10 protein-coding genes and 1 pseudogene are annotated in these 24745 nt (G+C 61.2%); 4 read left to right on the forward strand and 7 right to left on the reverse strand.

The genetic code is table 11. From position 1 onward, the window contains the following. Positions 1-5: 5 nt before the first annotated feature. Positions 6-1700 (reverse strand): potassium-transporting ATPase subunit KdpA, encoded by a 1695-nt coding sequence (gene kdpA / locus DGA31_RS19250; protein ID WP_109513631.1) that lies wholly within the window; start codon positions 1698-1700, stop codon positions 6-8. Between the two features lie 384 nt (positions 1701-2084). Here kdpA and DGA31_RS19255 point away from each other — a divergent pair, with 384 nt between their 5' ends. The 3 genes from DGA31_RS19255 to DGA31_RS19265 all read left to right on the forward strand — a co-directional run bounded on the left by DGA31_RS19255 (position 2085) and on the right by DGA31_RS19265 (position 3678). Next, complete coding sequence (locus DGA31_RS19255; RefSeq protein WP_109513632.1) at positions 2085-2543, forward strand: REP-associated tyrosine transposase; 459 nt, start codon at positions 2085-2087, stop codon at positions 2541-2543. Positions 2544-3049: 506 nt separating this feature from the next. Further along, positions 3050-3316 (forward strand): DUF6124 family protein, encoded by a 267-nt coding sequence (locus DGA31_RS19260; protein WP_056837302.1) that lies wholly within the window; start codon positions 3050-3052, stop codon positions 3314-3316. Between the two features lie 119 nt (positions 3317-3435). Next, the gene (locus DGA31_RS19265; protein WP_109513633.1) at positions 3436-3678 is read left to right on the forward strand and encodes a helix-turn-helix domain-containing protein; all 243 of its coding nucleotides are present in this window, start codon (positions 3436-3438) and stop codon (positions 3676-3678) included. Between the two features lie 66 nt (positions 3679-3744). Here DGA31_RS19265 and DGA31_RS19270 read toward each other — a convergent pair whose 3' ends face one another. From DGA31_RS19270 to DGA31_RS19295, 6 genes are all read right to left on the reverse strand, one after another. Continuing rightward, positions 3745-8355, reverse strand: a complete 4611-nt coding sequence (locus DGA31_RS19270) for an RHS repeat domain-containing protein (protein ID WP_109513634.1) — start codon at positions 8353-8355, stop codon at positions 3745-3747. Between the two features lie 159 nt (positions 8356-8514). Further along, positions 8515-11415: a hypothetical protein gene (locus DGA31_RS19275; RefSeq protein ID WP_109513635.1), complete on the reverse strand. Its 2901-nt coding sequence runs from the start codon at positions 11413-11415 to the stop codon at positions 8515-8517. A 45-nt stretch (positions 11416-11460) separates the two neighbouring features. Then, positions 11461-13773 carry a hypothetical protein gene (locus DGA31_RS19280; protein WP_152035060.1) on the reverse strand — a complete coding sequence of 771 codons (2313 nt, stop codon included), beginning with the start codon at positions 13771-13773 and terminating at the stop codon, positions 11461-11463. A gap of 31 nt (positions 13774-13804) precedes the next feature. After that, positions 13805-18622: a hypothetical protein gene (locus DGA31_RS19285; protein ID WP_109513637.1), complete on the reverse strand. Its 4818-nt coding sequence runs from the start codon at positions 18620-18622 to the stop codon at positions 13805-13807. A gap of 18 nt (positions 18623-18640) precedes the next feature. Beyond that, the gene (locus DGA31_RS19290; RefSeq protein ID WP_109513638.1) at positions 18641-21046 is read right to left on the reverse strand and encodes a hypothetical protein; all 2406 of its coding nucleotides are present in this window, start codon (positions 21044-21046) and stop codon (positions 18641-18643) included. A 30-nt stretch (positions 21047-21076) separates the two neighbouring features. After that, positions 21077-22897, reverse strand: a complete 1821-nt coding sequence (locus DGA31_RS19295) for a hypothetical protein (protein ID WP_109513639.1) — start codon at positions 22895-22897, stop codon at positions 21077-21079. 178 nt (positions 22898-23075) lie between these two features. Here DGA31_RS19295 and DGA31_RS19300 point away from each other — a divergent pair. Continuing rightward, positions 23076-24745, forward strand: a pseudogene (locus tag DGA31_RS19300) (sugar-binding protein); the annotation flags it as partial.

Below are 24745 nucleotides of genomic sequence, written 5' to 3' on the forward strand. Positions count from 1 at the left end.
GCTCCTCAAAGGCCCAGGCTCAGGTGTTCGGCAATCGGCCCCAAGGCCAGGGTCGGCAAAAAGGTCAGGCCGCCCACCAGCAGGATGGTCACGGTCAGCAAAGTGACGAACAGCGGGCCGTGGGTCGGAAAGCTGTCGGTGCCTTGCGGCATGGCCTGCTTGCGCGCCAGGCTGCCGGCCAGGGCCAGCACCGGCAGGATGTAGCCGAAGCGGCCGATGAACATGGCCAGGCTGAGCATCAGGTTATGGAACGGTGTGTTGGCACCAAAGCCCCCGAAAGCCGAGCCGTTGTTGGCGGTGGCCGAGGTGTAGGCGTACAGCAGCTGGCTGAAGCCGTGCGGGCCGGGGTTGCTGACCGCCGCCGCAGGCCCCGGCAGGCTGGCGGCGATGGCGCCCAGCACCAGCACGCCCACCGGCATCACCAGCAGGGTCGCCACCAGCAGCCGGACTTCCTGGGCCTGGAGTTTCTTGCCCAGGTATTCCGGGGTACGACCGATCATCAGGCCGGCCAGGAACACGGCGATCAGCACGTTGAGCAACATGCCGTTGAGGCCCACGCCGACGCCGCCGAAGATCACTTCGCCGACCATCATGTTGACCATCGCGACCAGGCCGGTCAGCGGGTTGAGGCTGTCGTGCATGGCATTGACCGAGCCGTTGGACGCCGCCGTGGTGGCAGTGGCCCAGAGCACGCTGGCGGTGGTGCCGAAGCGCGTTTCCTTGCCTTCCAGGGGCGCGGCCTGCTCGACACCGCTGATGGCCAGCGCCGGGTTGGGCGCGTATTCGGCCCACAACGACACGCCCACGCCAAGGCTGAGCAACAGCAGCATGCAGGCCAGGATCGCCCGGCTCTGGCGCATGTCTTTCACATAGTGGCCGAAGGTGAACACCAGGGCTGCCGGGATCAGCAGGATCGACAGCAGCTCGAACAGGTTGCTCAGCGCCGTGGGGTTCTCGAACGGGTGCGCCGAGTTGACGCCGAAAAAGCCGCCGCCGTTGGTGCCCAGTTGCTTGATCGCGATCTGGCTGGCGGCCGGGCCCATCGGCAGGCTCTGCTCGCTGCCTTGCAGGGTCAGGGCATCGACGTAGTGGTTGAAGCTTTGCGGCACGCCCTGCCAGACCAGCAGCACGGCCAGCAGCAGGCTGATCGGCAGCAGGCCGTAGAGGGTGGCGCGGGTCAGGTCGACCCAGAAGTTACCCAGGTTCTCGGTGCTGCGCCGGCTGATGCCGCGGCACAACACTGCCAGCACGGCGATGCCGGTGGCGGCGCTGACGAAGTTCTGCACGGTCAGGCCGAGCATCTGGCTCAGGTAGCTCAACGAGGCTTCGCCGCTGTAGGCCTGCCAGTTGGTGTTGGTGACAAAGCTCATGGCGGTGTTGAACGCCAGCGTCCATTCCAGCCCTGGCAGTTGCTGCGGGTTGAGCGGCAGCACGCCTTGCAGCAGCAACAGCGCGAACAGGGCAATGAAGCCCAGCAGGTTGAACAGCAGCAAGGCCACGGCATAGGCTTTCCAGCCCTGCCCCGCCTGCGGGTCGATGCCGCCGGCGCGGTAGCACACGCGCTCGACCGGGCCGAGCACCGGTGTCAGCCAGGTGTGGTTGCCTTCCATCACGTTGAACCAGAACCGCCCCAGCAACGGCGCGCTGACCAGCAGCAGGCCGAAGAATGTGGCGATCAATAAATAGTCATATCCGTGCATCGAACTCCCCTTGGTGCGGCGCTGATCGCCTGGCGCCATTGTCGGCAAGGGGGGCGTAAAGGAACGAGGGCGCAGGGGGCGGTGGGGCATAAAGAATGTGTAAAGACTGGCTGGCAGCCAGAGCTCACCGTTTCACGGTTTCACGGTTTCACGGTTTCACGGTTTCACGGTTTCACGGTTTCACGGTAGGAGCCCGCTTGCCGGCGACCGAGTGCGTAGCGCTCGCAAAAATGTGTGAAACGCTGAAATTTTACGACTGCTGACGCAGCCGGTCGCGGGCAGAGCGCGCTCCTACGGGGGTAGACACATTGCGCATTACTGAAGGGCTTCGACAGATTCCATTCATGGCTACCGTTGGTGATTCTTTTCAACGGAGGCAATGGAATGCCCATGGATGCTCGCGGTGCGGATTTGCGCAAGGGACGGTATTCGGAACCCGGAAGAATCTACCTGTTGACCGGTGTGGTGCATGAGCGGCGGCCGTTGTTCGCCGATTTCTGGCTGGGGCGCTTGGTGGTGGCGCAGTTGCGTCAGGCAGAGCAGGCCGGTTTTGCACGCTCTCTGGCCTGGGTGGTGATGCCGGATCATTTCCATTGGCTGGTCGAACTGAAGGCCGGCAGCCTCGGCGCCCTGATGCGCCGGGTCAAGGCAGGCAGTTCACGGGCCATCGTGGCCAGCGGGCGGGCCAGGCCGCGTATCTGGCAGAAAGGGTTTCATGACAGCGCCTTGCGGCATGAAGAACACCTGCAGAACGCCGCGCGGTATATCGTTGCCAATCCCCTGCGGGCCGGGTTGGTGCAGCGCATCGGTGATTACCCGTTGTGGGATGCGGTCTGGCTTTGATATCACCGCGACTGCGCGGCGTGGCAGGTAGGAGCGCGCTTGCCCGCGACCGGCTGCGTTAGCAGTCGTAAAATTTCAGCGTTTAGACGATTTTTGCGAGCGCTTCGCACTCGGTCGCGGGCAAGCGCGCTCCTACAAGGGAAACGCTGAAATCGGGGGATTTCGGACGTTTCTGACGGGTGATTGCAAGAAGCCTCTCTTTCCATTGAAGGAAATTTCCGAGAAAATCCCGGCCGCTTGCGCCTCTGCATTTCAGTCACTAGGCTGCCTGACGTCGCCGGGATTGTCCCGGTGGCAGGGCTTGGCCGCCTATGGATATGGAGTTGCGTAAGACGTCGTTGCGGGTGTTTTTCCGCATCTGCGTGTTATGGCGACTGTACAAGGGACACCTTCGGGTGTGCCGGGTTTTGACTCCATATTCCGGTCGGCCAACCCTTGTGCAGTTGCCACCCAATGCGTTTGGCCGCGCGGTGGTGGCGACTCCAATCAACATCACGGAGTCAACCATGAAAAAGATCGTCCCCGACCCACCCGTTCCACCCCGGCGCCCTCTGCCGCCGTCCCTGCTCACCTATGAAGCGCCGCTCACCCATGCCTCGGAATTGCTGCAGTGTGCCTACGCCACCGCCTATGAATGCGCCGACAGCCTGCAAGGCCAGCGGCGGGCCCTGGCGTTGTCGACCACGCACCTGATCACCCAGGCGCAGGACCTGATCGACCTGATCATCGATCACCTGCAGATCGATACGCCGCCACCGCCCACCCCCGAGTAGCGCCTTGGGCGCAGGTGCGTGCCGTAGCCGCGCCTGCGCCCGGTGTCATTTCTGTCAGGTTCCAGCCGCCGCGCGACGGGTTAAGGTGAAGTCCGGTTTTCATGGACGAGGAACCTGTAATGAACCACATCGAAACACACGCCTGCCCCGACACTGAAACGGTGCACCTGACCCCCAAGGAACACGAAACCCTGCACTGGGCCATGCTCGGCAAGACCGCCTGGGAAATCGCCCGCATACAAGGGCGCAGCGAGGCGGTGATCAACTTTCACCTGAGCAATATTCGACGCAAGTTCGGGGTGTGCAGCATGCGCGCGGCGGTGGTGAAGGCGATTGAGCAAGGGGTTGTGATAATGCAGTAAATGACTGCCAGCCTGATACGCAGTAAAAAGCGTGAACGGCAAGGTGTAACCGTTCACGCCTGTCTATTACTGGTATTTTATTTTGGCTCGAATAGCCCTAGCCTCTCTCATAGCCAGATAGGCATCTTGTTTTTCCAGTGCCTGCTGGGTCGTTGTTGGAGGACGACGATTAGGAACCGGAGCGGCAGTTGGATTTAGATTTTCTTCCAACATTGCCTTTAAGCGAATATTCATCTCGGCGCGCGAATGCCGGGTGATTCCTTGCTTGCCAAGGTTTTCAGAAAGAAAATAAGATTCATCTTTCAGAGTCTGATGAAATTTTGATGCATCCTCGACATTTCTAGTCGCATTCATGAGCGCCTTCTGCGATCCCTCTTTAGCTACCAAGCCAGCTTTAACTTTACTCAGCCGTTCAACCTTCTTGCCTTGTGCACTGACTAGTTCCTTAGACATTGCAACATCGGCTTTTTTGATTTTAGAAAGCCTTGAACTACCGTTAGCTGTCGTCCTGAATATGTCTGGAATGTTCTGAGCTATTTCTTTTCCCCTGAAAAACCTGATGAGCCTACCCCACGGACTGTGCCCACTCGGATCCACCTGATTCACCGGATCCCCACCACAATACATATACGCATTCACCCCACCCTCTTCAAACGGGCTGAGGTTGTCGGGGCTGTGAAAGCGCATCAGCACCGGGTTATACGCCCGGTAGCCGTTGCCCAGCAGTTGCCAGCGGGTCGCAGGCTCGGTGAATTCGCCGTTATACCCCACCGAGCCTTCAGGCTTTGGGACGCTGTGGCCATAGGCGGTGTAGCGATGCCCATCGACACCGTCATTGTCGAGTTGACCCAGCACACTGTTATTGGAATCGGTCGCCAGCAATTGCGGCTCGTCGCTGCCGTGCTCGGCCAGCAGCTGTTCGGCGCCGCGCAGGTAGGACACCTGGCCTGCGTCACTCACGCGGGTGGTCAGTTGCCCGCCACAGTAGAAGCGCTGATCGTCATCCTGGCCACTGAGTGTGTCCAGTGGGTCGTAGCGGTAGCCGCCGCCACCGCCCGGCCCGCTGACCGAGGTCAGGCGGTTGAGGGCATCGTAGGTCAGGGTGCGTTCGGCCTCGTCCTGGGTCAAGTTACCGTCGGCATCGTAGGTCAGTGCGATCTCTTGCGGGTAATTGGCGCCCTGGTTTTTGATATGGACCAGTTGCGCCGGATCGTCAACCGAGTAGGTATAGGTGGCCATGTTGGAGCCTTCGGCAAACCGGGTCAGGACATTCTTGAAATTGTCGAGCCCGTCAAAGGTGAAGGTCTGGTTGACGATGACATTGCCGTAGGGGTCTACCGGGGGCTGGCTGCCGGTGCAGTCGTACCGTTTCAAACGACCGCGCTTGTCGTATTGGTAAAGCTCTTCACGCAGTGTATCTGCGCCTTGCATGAGGGTACGCTGGCGCACTTCGTCGGCTTCGTTCCAGTGCTGTTCAAGGGACTGCACAACACCATTGAGGTTGAAGGTGCGCCGTTTTTCGCGGTCAAAGTCGTCGTATTCCAGCTCGGTATGCAGGTATTGACCGCTGGCGCTGTCTGCGGTTTCGGTCTTCATCAGGCGACCGAACACGTCGTAGGTGAAGTGCGCCGTGGTGGTGACCAGGGTGGTGTTGTCCAGCCGCCCCTGAGTGTCATAGACATTCAGCTGTTGCTGGCCGAGCACATCGGTGTAGGTCAGCAGCCGCCCCAGGCGACTGTAGCGATAGAACATCTGGTAAGCGACACCGTCGCCGGACTGGCGGGTTTCACTCTTGAGTTCGCCGGTGCTGAAGTACTCGCGGCTCAGGCTTTCGCCCTGCTCCTGGCAACTGATCAGGCGGGCGTTGTGTTCGTCGTACTCGTACAGGGCGGCCACGTTGCCAGGCAAATGCCGCAGACGCGGCTCTTCACTCAGTTGCAGATCGTATTCATAGCCAATGACCTGGCCGCTGGTGGTGGTAACGCTTTCGGGCTGGCGCTGGCCGGGTAGATAAGTGAACACTTGCTCACGGCCACCGGTGATGGCACGGGTGCGCCGGTCCAGCCCGTCGAAGACCTGTTCGCCCAGCAACGATTGCTTGATCCCGTCCTGAACCCGGATGCTCACCGGCAAGTCTTCACTGCTGTGCGCCGCGTAGGTGCGCGACACGATGCTGCCGTCGGCCAGGGTGTTGTCGAGCAGACGGTCGAAGGCGTCGTAGCCGAAGCGGGTGATGCGCGCCACGCCATCGACCATTTGCGTTTCTTCATGGGTACGCCCCAGGCCGTCATAGGTGACTGTCTCAAGACTCACCGATGTGCCCGCCGTGTCAGTGCGTTCGATGCGGGTTGGCTTTTCGAACAGGTTGAACCAGGTTTCGGTCTTGCCGCCGAGGCTGCCATCGCTGCCTTCACGCCAGCTGCACTGGATCGGCCCCAGGGACTGGTCGGTGCCGATGGGGTCGGTTTGTTCGACGGTTTTCACCCCGTCCGGGCCTGTCTCGCTGAACGATTGGCCCCAGTCGTCGTAAGCAAGCCTGCGGGTCAGGGCCAGTTGTCGATCATCGAGCCAGTCGAATTCGGTTTCTTCGACCAACTGCCCCCAGGCGTCGTATTCGGCGGCATAGATCTGCCGCGGCTCACTGGCGCGGCCAGGGGTGTCGGCATCGTCGCGCGCCTCGAAGACCACCCGGTTCAGGCCATCGAAACGTGAGGTGGTCCTGACCTGCTTGACATCGATGACGGTCTGCTCGGCTTGCTCGCCGGCGTTGGCGCACAAGGTGTAGGTGTACTGGCGCGCGGCTTCGAATGCCGTACCCGGCGCCACGGTTTCCCGGGTCACCCGCCGCAGTACATCGTACTGGTAGCGGATTTCCACATCGTTGTCGTCACGGTTCAACAAGGGTTCGCCATTGAGCAATGAATGCTCCAGGGTAATCACCTTTTGTTGACCATCGAAGCCGCTCAGGGTCTGGACGGTGTGCAATACGCTCTGGGCGAAGGCCGGGCTGTCTTCGATGCTGTAGGCATAGTGGGTGCAGGTATCCAGGCCATTGAGGGTCAGGGTCTGCTGTTCCAGCTGGCCATGCAGCAAGGCCACGGCCGGGGCATTGATATAGCTGAAGGTGGTGGATTGCAGCGCTTGCTCGGCGCTGCCGTTGACCTGCAGCAGGGTTTCACTGTCCTGGGTCAGCCAGTCGGCCAGGCCACTGCCGTCGAGGGCCGGCAAAGCCACATAGCGGTAGCGCGTGCGTAATACCGGCGCGCAGCCCTCACCCGCTGCCGGGGTCACCGTCAGTTCCTTGAGTTGACGCACAAAGCCCTCGGGGTCGGCCGGGCAACCGTCCTGCGAGCCGTCGGCGGGGTACCAGGTACGGGTTTCGGTCACGCCATTGGCCTGCTGCTCGCGGGTGAGGTTGCCGTAGGCGTCGTAGGCGCTGGTGACTTTCTCGGTGCGCTGGCGGGTTGCGTCGTTTTTCAGGCTCCAGCGGGTGTCGACTTCCTTGGGCAACTGGCAATCGCTGGGTTGCTCGTAGAAAGGCTTGCCGGCCAGGAGGCCATAGCGGGTCTCAATGTCCTTGACCGCATTGCCCTGCTCGGTGTGCTCCTGGGTCAACAGGTGAAACTGATTGAAGGTGCGGGTGATGGCACGCGACACGCCGTCGACCACCTGGCTTTCGGTGCTGGTATAGGCGTAAGACCCTACATATTTGTACAGGTTGTCCAGGCCGTCGTCGTCCCAGCCAATGCTCAGGCCGGCACCCAGGAAATTTTCCGGGCTGTAGGTGTAGCTCACATCGAGCGGCGGTTGCGCAAAGCCCGGCTCGATGACATGCCGGGTTACCCGTGGCAGGTTGTCGCGGCCAGTGCTTCCAGGAAAGGGGTGCCCGCTGTCCTCGTAGTAAAGGCGTTCACGTGCACCGGTAGGTGTCTCGACCGAAACGATGCGCGGGTGTTTACCGTAGATCGGGTCATACTCGAAGCGCCAGCTGGCCAGGTTATCGGTGGGTAATGTGATGCGCTTGACGGTCGTGTCGCCGTCCAGGGTCATGCTGAAACGTGCCAGCGGCCCACCGTCGGGACCGGCCGTCGGGCCCAGCAGCAGCACGACTTCGTTGCTGGCGCGCTCGATGCTCAGCAGTGGCTGGCCGGCCTGGTCCTTGATCACCTTCAGCAACGGCCACTGGTTGTCGAAGACCACGTACTCCAGCATAAGCTTATGGCCTTCGGGGGCGTGGATCGTTTTGGGCACGGCAAACACGCTGCCCTGAGGCTCAAGAATCTCCACCAGGCCGGACTTGTGCATCACCCGGTACTGCTCGGGGCTGTCTTGTTTGTATAAATGAAAGCTGTCGATTTTCTGTTCTTTCATCACCAGCCGGTCAGCGCCTTGCGTGCCGGTGATCTTGAAGCTTTCACCGCTGCTCAGGGAGATGATGCTTTTGTCGCGCGCGTACTGCGACAGCTGCAAGGACCAGCCAAGGCCCAGGCCGCTGTCGACGGTGTTGAGCGGGTTATATGAGAGCACCAGCGGCAGTCCCGGGCCGCGCAGTGCGTTGGCCTTGACCTCGGGCAGGCTGATCGACACCGTGTACTGCCCGGTGCGCGGGTCGACGCCGTTGCTCAGGAAGCTCATGAAATTGAATGCATTGGAATGCACTGAAGTGGAGGTCGTCATGATGGTTTACCTGTCATCCTTGAAGGTCATCATGCAGGGTCAGGACTTATCGTCGCGTGGCGGCGCGCAACCCGGCGGCCGGATGGCCTCATCTGCCGGTCCGGTTGCCGCAGGGCGCGCCTTTATCGATGTCCTTGTCCTGCGCGCAAGTGAATCAGCTTATCGGTTAGTCAATATCAGCTCGTTGCGACGACCCGCGCTGCCGAGCGCACCGAACGCGATCCTGAGCTTATGGGGATTGCCGAGTTCATCCCGAAGCAGGAAATTCATATGGTCGTGGAATTTCCAACGTTCAGGATCTTTAGGGTCCTTATAGGCAACATCGTCGGTGCGGTGCAAACTGATGACCAGGGCACCTGGTTCCGGGTCCGGAAGGTTTTCCGGTAAGTCCTCGGTAACGGAGTCACCAAAAATACTTTCCGTCAGAACAGGATCAATCCTGATATTTACACCTCCCGCTGGATGTACAGGGTCCTGGAACTGGAGCCCTGTCCAACTGAACATGGTTTCCCAGGCAGCCTCACTTTCCCAGGCGATCAATGCAGTCGGTATGTAACTGCCTGCATACTGAGTCGGACTCACCACCTCCATTCTCACAAACCTTACCCACCCGCCCGAGCGATCGTGATATTTAAGGGTCCAGTAATCAATCGTGCGCAGATGCAAATGGAAATCATCATCGGGGTTGCTGCCATCGCCCCTTCCACCGGCCACGCGCTCGCGCTTGAACTCGTATTCCGATGCCGCCGGAACCGGGACCCTGGCAGGGATGATCTCGACAGTACCGTTGCTGCGCTCTAACGAATCCCACTCTTTTTCGGTAGCGGAGGCCTTGAATTTGGCATAGAAGCTGGAGGCTTGATTAGCCGGGGCACGGGTGTGCAGATAAAACGTCCTGGTCCTGGTCGACGCATTATTGGCCGGCAGTATCGGCGGGGCCAGGCCTGACGGGCTGGCAAGTTCAAAGCGGTTAGGTTTATCACGCACACGCCAGAGCTCAGGGTCGTCCTCAGGAATGCCATCGTCCTCTTCCTTGAGCTCAAGGATAGGTTGCAGCTCCTGATGGGAGATGGTATCGACCAGTTTCATCGTATTGAGCTCCTGCATGCTCAAGGGAACCGGCTTGTCATCGACTAATGCGGTTTCCACGATGACCAGAATCTGCAACTGCTGGTAGCCATTGGCAAGCAATGATCCGTGTGCCGGATCCACAGCGCCTACAACCTTGACTTCGAAGCGAACGAGTTCCTCCCAGGCAGGCTCATCCACCTGGTCATACAGTTCGATCACGCTGTAGCCGTTGGCAAACACCACGTCGTTGTGGACCACTTCGCACTGCACCACGCTTGCGAGCGTGCTGCTATCGTCGGGTGCTGTGAACAAGCCGTTGGCATCGACATTGCCGCGCCCGCCAATGACCCGCCAGCGCCTGGGCAAGCCTGCCAGCACATCCGCGTCGGAATGCAATTGCACCGTTGACGCGCTGGGCACCTTTGAAACGTGGTAGGGCTCGGTCGCCAGCAGGAGCTGGCCGCTGGCGAACATCAGCGTCGAGGCTGTGGTCGCGCCGCCTTGCACGTCGACCTGCTGGCCCAGCAAGCTTTTGCGCCGTACATGCGCGGCCGCATCGAACACTGCGGTATTGGCGCCAAGCTGGGTCACCCGGCCATGCGCGTTACCGCGCAACGACCAGTGCAGGTCCGCACCGCTGGCGTCAAAGCCGGTCATGCCGATCGGCTGGTCCAGCAAGGCGCCACTGTAAGAGCCGACTTGCGGTGTCGCCGCCAGGTTGTCATAGACCACCGTGACCAGCGCAGAGGTGCTGTAGACATAGTTATCCACTTCATAGTCGGCAGTCACCAGTACATGCAGCAACTCATGGCCCATCTCCGCGCGCGACACGGCCTGGTAACGGCCGTTGGAGATGGTGCCGTGGTTGACAGGCAAGCGACCTTCAAAGCTCACTGCATGCCATTCGCTGGCCGGCACCACAGCCCCCGAGGGGCCATAAAGAGTGAAATCCACACGACCACCGGCCTGAACGGTGACAAATGCCGGTTCCAGGCGAGTCTTGATCAGAGGCGATTCGATCCGGCCGAAGTAGCAGTGTTCATTGAGCAAATCGTCTGTCTTCGGAATCTCCACGAGCGGCTGGAAAAAACCTCCATGGGAAAACCGCAGGCTGGGGATCAGCATCTCTCTGATCTCTGTGGGGTACAGGCTGAAATGGTACCTGTGTATGAGCAGCGATGCGGTCAACCCGCCCTGGTCATCCCAGTCAGTATCACTGGGGATCAGGTAAGGGAAGTCAGACGACACTGGAAAGGTGCCCTCACCCACATCGGCCTGCAAGCGCATCAGCAGCAATACAACACCGTCACCATAATTATTGGCGCCCTTGACACGGGCACCCGGAGCGGCCTGAGTCAGGATGCGAAAGCTCTGCACCGTCAGAGGGCCTAGCCTCCACAGCTCCAGCATGGCCAGGTTAAGCGTTCTGCGCAGCGGTTGCAGGCTGGCGAAGTGTCGCTTGAACAGGTCAGCCAATTGCCGGTTGACCGCTTCGTCGCGACCGGCAAGGTTACAGGTGTATTCGATGGCATCGCCTACATCGAGCGTGACCCGCCCCTGGCGATCAACTTCACCGATCACCTGGTGCAGGTCAATGGTCATCACCAGCTTGAACCCTTGCCCGGCCACGCTATAGAGGGTGTGCACAAGGGGCGGCGCACTGGTCGATACGCGACGTATGCTGAAGCGCCCGCTCTCGAAGCTCATTGTCAGCGTGGCCTGCGAATCGGTCAGCGAGGCGGTTTCGAAGGATAACAGCGGCGGGCCCAGCTGGATGTCATGTAACCGGGCGACCAGCCCGTCGCCGCCGCTCAGCGTCAGCTCGGTGTCGACCGTCACGTGTTCGGCCACTGCATAATTCTGGATAAACTGTTGCTGGAGCACCTGGTTAAGCACGGTTCGGCTGAGGACGGCAACGGCGCCCCAGCCCTGGTTGATCTCGCCCTCGGCTTCGATGATCTGTTCAAGTTCTTTCAATGTGTAGGACATGACGGTATCACTCGCTAAATTTTGTAGGCACTGGCCTGACCCGGGTCAAGGCCTGGTCCGCCGGCTCAGGGAATCGATCAATGCCGGAAAATGCTGCAAGGGCAGCGGCAGGATGAGGTACGCCTGGCTTGGGTTGCTGGCCGAATCGCGGGTGGCAACCACCAGCACGAATGCTTCGCTGGCGGTTGGATCGGCGTGGTAAAGGCCGTTTTCATCAATCGACCCCGGCCCTTGCAGCGGCAGGCTCCAGACAGCGTTGACCGGGTTGCCGGTGGAGGCGCTGTAGGCGTACAGCTGCAATTGATCAACCGCATCGCCCGGCATCGCTTCGGGCTCGATGAAGATCAATGGCAGCTGATGGCGTACCAGTACCCAGGCCGAGCGTGCATGACCGGTGCTGGCGTTGAGCACCTGCACTTCATCGATCACATGGTTGCGGTCGGCCAATTGCGCGCCCGCCTGATAGGCGCAGGCACCTGCAGATGCCTGGTCGGGCTCCAGGCTTCCGCTTTCGTCCGGCACCGGATTGACCAGCGACCATGTCAGGTCACCGTCCTGCAACCCCAGGCCGCTGAACGATACGCGCTCGCCAGCGCTGCACACCTGAATCAATGGATCGATGGCCAGCGGCTGCCTGAACACGGTCAGCAAGACCGTGCTGGTGGCGCCTGAAGACGGCTCGCTGGCCGTGACCAGCACCTGGCTGGCCGGACTGGCCATGGCCTCGGCCAGCGGTGCCTGGTACAGCCCTTGCTGATCGATAGTGCCCGGATCGCCGTTGCTGCCCGCAAGCGTATCCACGCGCCAACTGAGCCCGCTGCGTGGCGGCTCGGTCTGCAACATCAGACTTTCGCCGGCAGCCACCCGGGGTTGTTGTTCGACGAACTGCCAGTCTTGCCCGGCCGTGCCCAGCGCGTTGAAGGCGGCATGGTCATGAGGCAGCGCACGGCGCACAGGCTGCAGGGCCTGCCCGCCTGCGGTTTGAAACGTGTCGATAAAGCGCTGCGACGCCGCGATGTTCAGCGTGCGCGCAAAGCGCCCCAACAGGGCCTGCTTGACGACATAGGCCAAAAAGCCTTCGACCTTTGTCAGGACCACCGGGTCGGTATTCTCCAGCCCGGACACTCGCGACGTCTCGCCAACATGGCGCAGGGGCGCGAACAGATTGCCAAGCATGCCTGCGGACTCATCAGGCTCCTCGGACAGATAAAACTCGTACTCGATATGAACGTTGAAGGTTCCGGTGCTGCTCTGCCAGTCCTCACTGCTGCCCTCGGGCCGGTGGCGTATGGTCACCGTGCAAGGCGCCCGCAAGGTTTGTACTGCCACGGTACGATTGAACTCGGCACGCAATCCTCCTGCGCCGTCTGCCGCCTGGAGCGTGAACGCATCGCACTCGAATTCCTGGCCGTTGTTGTGCCAGGCACTGGCGGGCACTTGCAGGTGTCCCTGACGGGCAATCATGCGGCCCTGGTGGGACGAATCGGCAGCCTGGTACTCGAACTCGACGTCGTCGGCCAGTTGCGACATGGCTTCGCCCAATGCCGCACGGTGCAGCAAGTGAGAAGACAAGAGAGTGGTCACGGCACAGCGCTGCTGTTCATCGTCTGGGATCAGGTAGCGGAAGTCCGAATCCTGACCGGGGTATCCACCGGCAATGCCGTGCTCCATACGCGCAAACAGCAACAGCGCGCCGTCTTGGTCTGCGTGAGGCAACGCCTGCGTTTGTCCAGGGCGCGCCTGGGTGCGCAAGCTGATCTGCCTGCAGGTCATGAAGGGGTTGTCCGCTTCGGGCAACCGGGCCACCGGCCAACTGCGCCGGGCGCTGTCCTGCCCTTGAAGCCAGGCCTTGAACACGTCACCCGCCGCGCGCTGCTCGGCAGGTGCAGGACTGAAATCCAGCACAACGTCTTCACCCTGGGCCAGGTCCAGTCCTACGCCACTGGTTTGACTGGCGAGCTGCATGTCCATGCGCAATTGCGGGCCGTTGAGCGGATCGAAGGCTGCGACACGAGTGATTTCCTTGATACCGGCCACGTTCGCGACCCTGAAACCCACGCCACCGAGGACGGGCAGGCGCAAGGATGTATCCGAGCGGTCCAGGCCGGCTTGTGCAAAGGTGAAACACGGCGGGCCGACCTGCACATCATGGAAGTAATGAGTCACGTGGGTTCCGGGTATCGGTACCACGGCGTCCGGCAGTCGCCAGGACTCACCCTCGCTCAGGCGTCGGGCATATTGCTGCTGCAGGCCCTGGTTCACACCGTCGCCGGACAAGGCAATGATGGCATCCCACTCATAGGTGCGGGTGCCCTCGCTCATCCAGGCCAATAGGCTCTCGATAGAGTTGTTCGTCATGATATTGCCTCCCTGGCAATGGTGGTAAGCGCTAGTGCCGGATCATGGCGGCCAGTTGATCCGGGAATTGCTGAAGCGGCAGAGGCAGGGTCAGATGCCCTTCGAGCACCATGCCCATCGCCTCAAGCCGAGCCTGCACCAGTACGAAACGCTGCAAGGCTGCAGGGTCGCTGGTGTAGACGCCGTCGTTGTCGATACTGCCCGGCCCGTCCAGTGCCAGGTGCCAGTCCACCCCCTCGGGAAAATAGCTGTCCAGCCGGGCTTGCAGCCGTACCTGACCGGGCGGCAAGGCGGCATCGGCCAGTAGCGCGATACTCAGGCTGGGCGGGACGAGGATCACCAGCACCCACACGACCTGACTGGCGCCGCTCAGGCTGTCGCGTACCTGGATTCGCTCGAGCACATACGCGCTGCCCGACACCTCCTGTTCGATGGCTTTATAGGTACAACGCAGACCTTGCTCATCGGGGATCAGGCTGCCGCTCTGCCCGTCGACGGGGTCGAGGATCGACCATTCAAGAGGGCCATCGTCCAGGCAGCCGGCATACAGGGTCACTTGTTCGCCTTTGGCGCACTGCTGGATCAAGGGGTTGACCGTCAGCGCTTCGCGTACCACCGTCACCAGGGCCGAATGCTGCTGGCCACTGTCAGGTTCAGTGGCCGTGACCCGTAGTCGTAGCCAACGGCTGTCGAGGGTTGGTGCCGCAGGGGCATGGTAGAGGCCGTTGGCATCGATGCTGCCCAGGTCGGTGCTGGCTGTGTTCAACCCGGCCATTGACCATTGCAATGGCTCGATGGCCGGCGTGACCTTGAAGGACTGGCTGGCACCGGCACCGAGGGTCACCTCGGCAGGCTCGACGGTAAAACCGCTGAGCCGTGCAGCGACATGGCCGAACGCAACGGTGTCGCGGGGCAGGTGATAGTCGTCGACCTCAATGGTTTTTCCTGTCACCCACTGGAGACTGTTGCTCAGAAACGCACGCACGGGCGTGCTAAACCTGAAATCACGATAAAGCATGCTGCGGATATAGGGGTCGATCAGTTGCTGCGATAACATCACCAACTGAGCCACCACATACACCACCACCAATGTCCATCCCGGATTGGCTCCAGAGTTCATTTGCTCTGCGGCATTGACGTCCTGGTGGGCAACATCCAGTGTCCAGTCGAGCGGTTTGAACACGTTTTGACCGTACTCCTCGACGTAGCCATAGACGGCTGACAGGTCAAGGATATAACGCTGGTCGATCATGTCGTCCGGCGCCACCTGCTCGCCGCCATGGGCCTTGGTGAACCTGAATGTCGTGGAGCGCATAGCCTCGGTGTGCCACTCGACTGCGATGCGCCCCTCGTCCAGCGTCCTGATGGTCAAGGGATTCTGGCCGCCCGCCGGGAATGACAGGCTGGAAGACTCCAGAGTGACCAGCAGAAACTGGCCTTCGTACACGAACGGCAGCAGCGTGTCGGTGCGGGCATCAAAGTGCAGCGCCCCGCTCCTGGCCTGTGCCTGAGTCAGCTGCCCGCTGGCATCGTACTGCCTGTCGAAGTCATCGCTGGCAATCAGCATGGCACAACTGTCGAGCAGGTAATCGGCCGGCAGGCCGCGCGTGCGTTGCTCACTGAGCAGCACGGTGGCGGAGTCGCCAGTCTCGGAGTCATCGGCAATCAGGAAGCGGTAGTCGTTGCCGGGTATCCCGCCCTCCTCGCTGCCTTGCATACGCATGAAGATCAGGATCGCGCCGTCGCCCGGGTCTGCTGCAGTCGGCTCGGCCACGCGCTGGGTACGCAGTTTGAACGACTGCGGGCTCAGGCTACCGGCGTTGGGTTCGATCATGCCCAGCAGCAGGATCCTTTGCTCGTCGGGCAACGCCTTGAACAGCGCCTGGAAAAATTCACCAACCTTGTCGGGTTCGTTCTCATCCAGGTTGAAACTGAGGCGGAAGTTGTCGCTGTGACGCAGATCAAGCATCACCCTGCCGTCTTCACCGACCGTGCCCGGCACTTCGTCAAGGTCAAGGTCAAGAAACAGACACAGGCCTTGCAGGGGGTCGATTTCACTGATCGTAACGGCGTGCCAGGTGTCGACATGCTTGCTCATCGTCAATTGCAGCCCGCCCAGCACGGCCATGGTCAACTGTGCCTTGCTGTCGATCAGGCCGCCGTGCGCGAACGACAGGCGCGGCCAGTCCAGCACAAAATCCTGGATGACCTGCTTGAGTCCATCAGCGTCTTGCACCTCACCCCTGATCACGGGTAGATAAGTGCCCGAGTCAAAGCGGGCGATGTATTCATGCATCAATAAACGGTTAGCCTCATGGCGAGCCATCGCCACAATGCAGTCCCAGCCCCACATGACGTCGGTTTGCGGAGTGGCCATCCACTGCAACAGGCCTTCCCTTGAGTTGCTACTCATGACGTGCCTTCCTGGCAATCGAGTCGAACCTCGGTGCCGGGTCACGGCTGCCAGTGCGCCGGAAAATCGTGACAAGGGCAACGGCACGATCAGATGCCCCTCGAAGATCATTCCGGCCCCCTCGACCCTGGCCAGCACCAGGACAAAGGGCAGTGGCCCGTCAGGATCGCAGGTGTACAGGCCTTCGGCATCGATACTGCCCGTTCCGCCCAGGGCCAGGCGCCACTGCACGCCCGAGAGCACCTGGCCATTGAGCGTCGCTTGCAGGCGTAACTGGTCCGGCGTCAGAGCTGGATCTTCGACGCAGTCAATGCTCAGGCTCGAAGTGGCCAGCAGCACCAGTACCAGCAGGTGTGCCGTGGCGCCGGTCAGGCTGTCGCGCACTTCGATCCGCTCTGGCACAAAGGTGCAACCCGGGCACTGCTGGTCGGTGGCCTGATAGATGCATGTGCGATTGCTGTCTTCGGGCAGGATCAGACGACCACTGAGCCCCTCGACCGGGTCGAGGATTGTCCATTCAAGATCGCCCTCGCCAAGGACGCCGGCCTGCAACAAGGTTTGCTCGCCCCGGTTGCATTCGACGACCACCGGATTGACCGTCAGACCCTGACGTACCACGGTCACCAGGGCATCACTGCGTTGCTCGCCGGCGGCCTCGGTGACGGTGACCCGCAAGCGCTGGAAGCGGCCCTGCAAGGCAGCGGCTGTCGGCGCCCGATACAACCCCTGGGCGTCGATAGTGCCGGCCTCGCCGTCAGGCGGCTGCAGCGAGGCGACGGACCACTGCAGCTCCTGGCTGGCCGGTTGGCAGCTGAATACCTGGGTGCCGCCCGCCACAAGCACAGGTTGTAACGGCTCGACTTGCGGCGCGCCGAGCTGTGCGTCGACACGACCGAAAACGCCGATATCCCGGGGCATGGCCATTACATTCGTGTGAATGGCCTGCCTGAAATCCAGCGTCATAGTGTTCTTGAACAGGCCCATCAACGAAGCTTCGCACCTGAACCCGGTCTTCAGAGCCTCGGCCAGGCAAGCTTTGATTACCGGTCCCAGCAGCCTGACAATCTGGCGGCCGACGTACCGGGTGAAGGCCTGCCAGGCCAGCGCTTCCATATCCGCACCGGCTGGCAATGGCGCCATCGGCTGCTGCCGCGCGTCGATGTCGATATGCCAGGCACGCAACTGCAACCGTGCAGGGTCATTGTCATCGGGCGCGTAAAGGGCCGAAAGATGGAAAAAATACTCTTCTTCGATCATGGCGCCAGGCCAATCGTTACGGCTGGCCGAACTGAAACTTACAGCGCTGCCCAAGGTGCTGCTCGAACCCCATTCAATGCTGACCTGCTGGTCTTCAAGCTGCTCGATACGCAGCGGCGTGCTGCTGTTCGCGGCAAAGGCCAATGCCGGACTGGCGATGCTCGCCGTCATGCCTTCGCCCTTGAAGCTGAATCCGGGCAAGGTCCGGGTGGCGGCCTCGAATGCCAGCACCCCGGCGTTGGCCTGCATTGAACGCCATTGCCCCTGCTGCCCATACTCGACGGTGAAATCGCGACTGTCGATCAACCGGGCGCAGCGTTCGGACACGGTGCCCGGCTGACCGATCTCAACGCCCTTGAGCCGTTGATCGAACAAGAGCGTGGCTGAAAAATCCGCACCTTCGTCATCCGGGATCAGGTAGCGAAACGAAGCCCCCACGCTGCCGCCCTCCTCGTGGCCAGCCAGGCACATGAACAGCAACAGTGCACCGTCGCCATCCGCTGACGCGCTGGGTGCCAGGCTTTGGTCGCGGCGCAACTGACTGCGCAGGCGGTAAGCCTGCAACGGCAGTGGCTGGTCAGGCGACCCGTCAAGTACACCAAGCCGTAGCACGCTCAGGTCCTCGGGCCATTGATCGATCAGTGCCTTGAAGAACTCGCCGGCCCTTTGCTGCTCGACGTCGGTCCCTTCAAGTCCCAGGCGCGGGTTGTCGCTCAGGCGCAGATCCAGGCCCAGCCAGGTTTGCCCCTGAACCTGACCCGGCAGTTGAGCCAATTGCAGATCCAGAGACAGCACCGGCCCTAGCAGTGGGTCGAACTCATCGATCCGGGTCACTCGCCAGCGGTCCACGGCTTTTTTCACATCCAGTCGTATTCCACCGATCACCGGCACGCTCAGGCGCGCCCGGCTATCGTCGACCGTGGCATTTTCGAACGACAGGCGCGGCACACCCAGCGTAATGCCATGCATCAGGTTTTTCGCGCGACTCTCGCTGACAATGACCTCACCGCTGCACGCCGGCCATGGGTTGTCGCTGTCGAGCCTGGCCTGCGCATCACCGGCCAGCAGCAGGTTGACCTTACTGCGGGCGAGCGCCGCGATGGCGTCCCAGCCCCACATCACATTGCTTTCGGGCCCGGCCATCCAGTCCAGCAGGCTTTGGAGTGTATTGGTTGGCATTTGCTTGCCTCCTTGGCATCAGGTGCGGGCACTGTGCGGGGCGTCGTCGAGGGCGCTGGCGAATTCGCTCAGCGGCAGCGGCACGATGATGTACCCGGTGACATAGTCATCATCGGGAATGGGCGCCTTGGCAGACATCAAGGCAAAGCGGGCGGTGCCCGGTTCGCTCACGCGGTACACTCCCTGGGCATCCACGGCGCCCGGCCCCAGCCACAGCTGCCATTCAACCGGGCCGACGAGTTCCTGATCGGTCAGTGCCGTCAGTTGTGCGGTCTGTTCATCGACAACCTGCGCCGTGATTGACAGGGTTACCAGCCACATCAATACCAGGACATGCGCCGAACGCGCCTGCCCGGTAACGGTGTCGCGCACCTCGATTTCATCCAGCACGAACAGTTTGCCGCGAACCTTTTTATCGACGGCGCAATAGGTGTGATCGCCGCCTGGCAGTTCGCTCGGAACCACAGTGCCACTTTCGCCGGCCACCGGACTCTTGATCGACCACTGCAGGCTGCCCTCACCCAGCCGCCCGGCCTGTAACTCGACCCGGTCACCCACGCTGCACTCCTGATACAGCGGGTTGATTGTCAGGGCGTTGGTTACCACGGTGACCAACGCCGAGCTGCGCTTGCCGCTGGCCTCTTCGCTGGCGGTCACCCGTACACGCTGGAAATGACCGCCTATAGCGTCTGCCGCGGGGGCGCGATAAAGGCCCTGAGGGCTGATACTGCCGGCAGACCGCTGAGGACCGGCCAGTTCGTGGACTGACCATTCGATACCCTGGCTGGCACCGGTCACCTGGAACTGCTGGGTGCCGCCGGCCGGCATCAGCACCTGCGACGGGCTGACGACCAGGGTGGTGGTGAGCGGATTGATGCGCCCGAACACACCGGTATCTTTGGGTCTGCGCAGCTTGAGTGACTCGATGGCATGGCCGAAATTGAGCTTGACGCAGTCCTTGATCATTGCCCCTATGGGAATATTGATACCGAACGCTTGAAGTGCGTCTTTCAGCTTGGGCTCTACCTTGTGCCTGACGACCTTCTCGACTTCAAGCAGCACCTTCCATATGAACAGCAACCACTCGGCCCCCTCGGAAGTGGCCGACGCGTTGGACTCCAACTGTGTACAGGTCAGATCAAGGTCCCAATGCACCTCCTTGAAGCTCAGATCATTGTCGCTTTCGACAAATTCATAGCGTGCCGAGAGCGAAAGGTCATACCGGTATTTATAGACTTTTGTGGGCAGGTCAGGCGGGTTGTTACCGGTAACGTCGAAAGTCAGTACGTAGCCCACCTCAGCCGAGGTTTCCCAGCTGACATCGAAGTGACCTTGTGCGTCGGCCTGCATGGACAAGGGACGCGCGCTGTTTGCCAGCAACCGGATACCGGAGCAATAGATATGGGTCGTGACCATGAAGCTCATGAATGGCATCGGGCTCAAGGTAGAGCCCGATTCAGGAACATAAAGCTCACCGTCCTGGGCGACGGCCGAGCGAATGATGCCGTCACTGTCATAGTGACGCGTGAAGGTGTGGCTGCCTGTGAGCAGGCTCTGAACAGCCTCGAACAACGTGTTCTCCGCACCGATCAGTGGCCTTAACCACCGGCGGGACAACACCACGGTGGCCGAAAAATCCTGATCGGCATCATTGGGAATCAGGTAACGAAACGAGGCGCCCACCTGGTCGCCCTCATCGCTGCCTTGCATGCGCACGAACACCAGAAGCGCGCCGTCCAGATCTTGCGCCGAACGCGCATCGGCCGCCGGCTCGCCGGCGCTCTGGGTGCGCAGAGTGAAGCTTTGCGGCCTGAACCCCTGCGCGCCACCGGGCTCGATGCTGCCCAGCACGAACACCCGTTGCTGTGGTGACAGTTCATTGAACAGGTCCTTGAAGACGTCACCGCTCAAGCGCTGTTCATATTCATCCCCGGAGAGGGTCAACCGAAAGTTGTCACTGTGTTGCAAATCCAGGCGCACACGGTTGTCTTCGCCCACGGTGCCGGGCACTTCTTCAAGGTTGAGCTCCAGCGTCAGCCAGGGGCCTTGCAGCGGATCGGCTTCGCTGATGCTTGTCACATGCCAGAGGTCGAGGTTTTTTCTCAGACCGATCTGCACCCCGCCCAGCACTGCCATTGCCAATTGCGCTCTGGCGTCGTCAAGGTCGGCATGGGTGAAGGACAGGCGCGGCGCATCGAGCTGGTAGTCGTGAATCACCTGCTTGAAACCTGAATCCTCTGCAACCACCTCGGCGGTAATCGCCGGCAGGTAGCTGTCGGCGTCGTACCGGGCCAGGTACTCCTGCATCAGGATCTGGTTGGTCTTGTTGCGCGCCATGACGGCAATCATGTTCCAGCCCCACATCACATTGGTGTCAGGGTCGCGCATCCACTGCAGCAGGCTTTCGAGGGTATGAGTGGCCATTATCGACCTCCTTGTCGATAGGGGTTCTGCTCAAGGGGTCAGCAGGATGACGGCACTCACAAAGAGCACATAGGTGTCGCCATCATCGAAGCTGGTGTCGACCCGGACAACGAAGTCGTTATGGAGCTTGAGTGCCTGCAAGCCGCTCAGCGCAAAGGTGACCTGCAGTTTTGCGGCCGTGAATTCGGCGTCTGTCACCGGCTCCGCAGCGCCCTGGCGCAGCGGAATGCGCAATGGATTATCGTCGCGGTCCAGCCCGTCGACGCGCACCCTGACCCGTTGACCGGCGGCCATGAACATCCAGCGATCCAGGATAAATACGGCACCACCGGATGGCACGTCCGCCAGCGAGAGCGTGTCCAGGCTCGGCGGTTCGGTCAGCTGGATGGCCGGCCAGCCATGAGTTGGGGCATGAATGGCCAGGTCAAACGCCCTGGACTTGAACGGACCTTCGCCACTGGCCGTCGTCACTTGATAAAAAACCTCCAGCCGCTTGTCCATGTTGGCCGGTATGGCAGCGGGGGGGATGAAATAGCGCCTGGGCTGGCTGGGCATCGGTTCGGTGACAATGATGCTGCCTGTGCCGGCATGCCCCTGCCAATGCATCTGCACCTGGCCGTCAAGCCCCAGTTCGGCCTCATCGGGTACCCGGATGTGCACGCCGACAGTGACATCATCGGCATACAGATAGCCACGAGGCGGCCCCTCTCCGGAGTCCTCGGCCGTGGCTTCCTCGACGATGGGCGTCGGCAGGTGCAACGGTTTGCTCAGCATGACTGCCAGAACGTCGCCACTTTCTGCGGCGTCGAGGCGGGCGTAGGTGTACCCCAGCTGTATCTGCCGACCATTGTTGGCCTGCAGCCATGGGTAGCCCAGAACGAATTCCAGAACCTGGCTGTCGAGGGTCGAGATGTCCACTTGCTGGGCGATGACCTGGCCCTGGTACGGGGCAATGGTCTGGCGACTGACCGCGACACTGTCGGCATACACCACCACCGTATCCCAGACTTGAATGTCCTGATACAACGGCACCTGCAAGCGCACACCGTCAGGGAAGGCTTCGGGGTTCAGGGCGCTGTCGTTGAAATTCTTGATGATCAAGGCCGGCAGGCGACTGATCGGTTCCTGAGTCACCACCTCCAGGCGTTGCACCGGACTGAAGCTGGGGGTCGTGGGCACGGCGTAGGCAATGCTGTAACTGACGTCGACGAAGGAGCCTTCGATAATCTCCAGCTCGCTTTTGCTCACCGCCCATTGCAAGGGCTGGCCGAGGTCTTCAGGGACCAGCACTTTGGGCAGCGTCAGCGTGTCGAATGGATCGCCCATGAAATACAGATCCAGCGTGAGCGTCACCGTGTCGCCCGTGAACATGGCGCGGTAAGGCGGCACCACCACTACAACGTCCCCCTCGATCCAGTCCAGGATGATCTGCAACTGGTGGGACTGCTTGAACTGCGCCACCGCCAACGCCGGGATAATGCCCTGGCGTTCGCGGGTGCCCACATAAAAGAAGCGCCGCAGCGACTCCTCGCCCTGCTGACCTGGCATAGTCGTACTCTCGATGCGATAGGAATAGAACACATAGCCCTGGTCCAGCGCCTGAACGTCCGCATTATCGATGAGCACCTGCACACCGTCGGGACCCGGGTCGCCAATCACGCTGTATTCGATATCGAACACATCGACGACGTTGCCCTGGGCGTCACAGCCGCGCCAGTTGATCCAGAAAGAGCTGTCGGCGATGTCCGGATGGTCGATATAGGTCTCCAGGTCAGAGGTGCCCAACTGCACCAGGTCGATCCAGTTTTCCACGGGGTGCAGGGCCGGGACTGATGGCATGGGCAAGACCATGGCGCGCTCCTGTTGGCGGCGTGCGGCCGCTGTTCAAGTGAGTGATGCTGGCAGTTGTACGCCCTGTCCCGGCGTCCCGGTACTGACAGATCCGCTAGGTTTCAGGCCGATAGCAGGCAGGTATGGTGGTCGCCAGCCTCCGGCTTCGGCCCTTATGCTCCAAGGAAGGTGCAACCCGATGAGCACATCAAACTCCGTCCACTCCAATGCGCTCAACTTCGTGGGTTTTGTCGACAACGGCGTCGACCCGCGAACCGGCCAGTACACGGTGTCGATCAACCTGCCCGACATGGCCGCCAACAATCTGCGCGGGCCGGACGTCAAGCTGTCGCTGGCCTTCAACCCGCTCAACAATCAGGACCTGGGCTTCGGCACCGGCTGGGAGCTTGCACTGACGCAGTACAACCCGCGCAATAACGTGATTGCGCTCAGCACCGGTGAAACCTTCAAGGTCACCGGCACCAGTGGCAGCAGCGACCGGTTGCAGATGAAGGAACAGAAACTCGACAGTTTTCACCTGCATGATCTCAAGGACACCCCGTCCGAGTGCTCCTACCGGGTGGTGCATAAATCCGGCACGGTTGAGTGGCTCAAGCCGCAGGGCAGCACCCAGAACCGCTTGCACGTGCCCGCCAGGATTCAGTCACCGGCCGGGCACTGGGTCGAACTCGTCTACACCACCCATGACGGCCACCCGATGCTCAAGAGCATCAAGGACGCTGACGGAAACATCCTGCTGAGCGTGGAACACACGTCTTCGCAAGTGGCCCTGCTCGTGCAGCCCTACGCCAGCGACGAGCCGCTGGCGCGCTTTGTCATGGTGCTCAGGGATACCCCGCGCCGGGTCGCGCGCATCGAATTGCCCACTGACAACCAGGCCTCCTGGCGCTTCGAATACGCGATGATCCGTAACCACCTGTGTATCGTCAAAGTCCAGACCCCGACCGGCGCCCATGAATCGGTGTCCTATGGCGACAACGGCGATGCCGGGCATGCTTTCCCTTCAGGCAGCGGGCGCACTGCGTTGCCACGGGTGACCCGCCATGTGCTCGATCCGGGCTCGGGCCAGGCGCCGGTGGATGTGCGCTACCGCTATCAGCTGTCACATGGCAACACCAACTTTCTCGGGGCCGGCCTGAACATTACCTGGGCCGACGACGGGCTGGACAACCTCTACAAATACATCGGCGACTATGCGTACCAGAGCGTCGAGAGCCTTTACATCGAAGGCGAGCCGGTACGGCGCATCGAGCGCACGTTCAATCAGTTCCACTTGCAGACCTTGCAGACGACCGTTCAGGGCAATGCCGTCTACAGCACCGAAACCACCTATCACCTGCTGCAAAACGTGGCCTATGACAAGCAGCCCAGCATCTGCCAGATCCCCCGCACCGTCACCACGCGCTGGCGCCTCGCCAACGATCCGACCCTCATACGCAGTGAGACCGTGGAAACCACCTTCGACGTGCATGGCAACCTGTTGACCCAGCGCCAGCCCGATGGCGTGCTGGAAACCAGCACCTGGTACCCGGCCGACGGCGCCGAGGACGGCTGCCCGCCGGATCCTGAAGGCTTCGTGCGTTACCTAAGGTCCAGGACCGTGACGCCGGCGCCTGCCGCGACGGCGGCACCGGTGCTGTGCAGCCGTTATCGCTACCTGGCCCTGCCCGCCCTGGCAGACAGCGGGCTGCCCGACTTCGTCACCCGCGAGAGCGAAACCCTGGTGCAGCTCGACCTTGATGATGAAACCGAACAGCAACTGCACTACACGCACTTCAGCTACCTCAATGCGCCAGGCAACCCCTTCGAGCATGGGCGCATCAGCCGCACCACCGAGACGCTCAACGG

The organism is Pseudomonas ovata (assembly GCF_003131185.1).
Taxonomy (GTDB): Bacteria; Pseudomonadota; Gammaproteobacteria; order Pseudomonadales; family Pseudomonadaceae; genus Aquipseudomonas; species Aquipseudomonas ovata.

Excerpts from the sequence above, each read along its gene's own strand:
- DGA31_RS19270 (WP_109513634.1), bottom strand. The coding sequence starts at position 8,355 with ATGACGACCTCCACTTCAGTGCATTCCAATGCATTCAATTTCATGAGC.
- DGA31_RS19280 (WP_152035060.1), bottom strand. The coding sequence starts at position 13,773 with ATGACGAACAACTCTATCGAGAGCCTATTGGCCTGGATGAGCGAGGGC.
- DGA31_RS19275 (WP_109513635.1), bottom strand. The coding sequence starts at position 11,415 with ATGTCCTACACATTGAAAGAACTTGAACAGATCATCGAAGCCGAGGGC.
- DGA31_RS19295 (WP_109513639.1), bottom strand. The coding sequence starts at position 22,897 with ATGGTCTTGCCCATGCCATCAGTCCCGGCCCTGCACCCCGTGGAAAAC.
- DGA31_RS19290 (WP_109513638.1), bottom strand. The coding sequence starts at position 21,046 with ATGGCCACTCATACCCTCGAAAGCCTGCTGCAGTGGATGCGCGACCCT.
- DGA31_RS19285 (WP_109513637.1), bottom strand. The coding sequence starts at position 18,622 with ATGCCAACCAATACACTCCAAAGCCTGCTGGACTGGATGGCCGGGCCC.
- DGA31_RS19260 (WP_056837302.1), top strand. The coding sequence starts at position 3,050 with ATGAAAAAGATCGTCCCCGACCCACCCGTTCCACCCCGGCGCCCTCTG.
- DGA31_RS19265 (WP_109513633.1), top strand. The coding sequence starts at position 3,436 with ATGAACCACATCGAAACACACGCCTGCCCCGACACTGAAACGGTGCAC.
- kdpA (WP_109513631.1), bottom strand. The coding sequence starts at position 1,700 with ATGCACGGATATGACTATTTATTGATCGCCACATTCTTCGGCCTGCTG.
- DGA31_RS19255 (WP_109513632.1), top strand. The coding sequence starts at position 2,085 with ATGCCCATGGATGCTCGCGGTGCGGATTTGCGCAAGGGACGGTATTCG.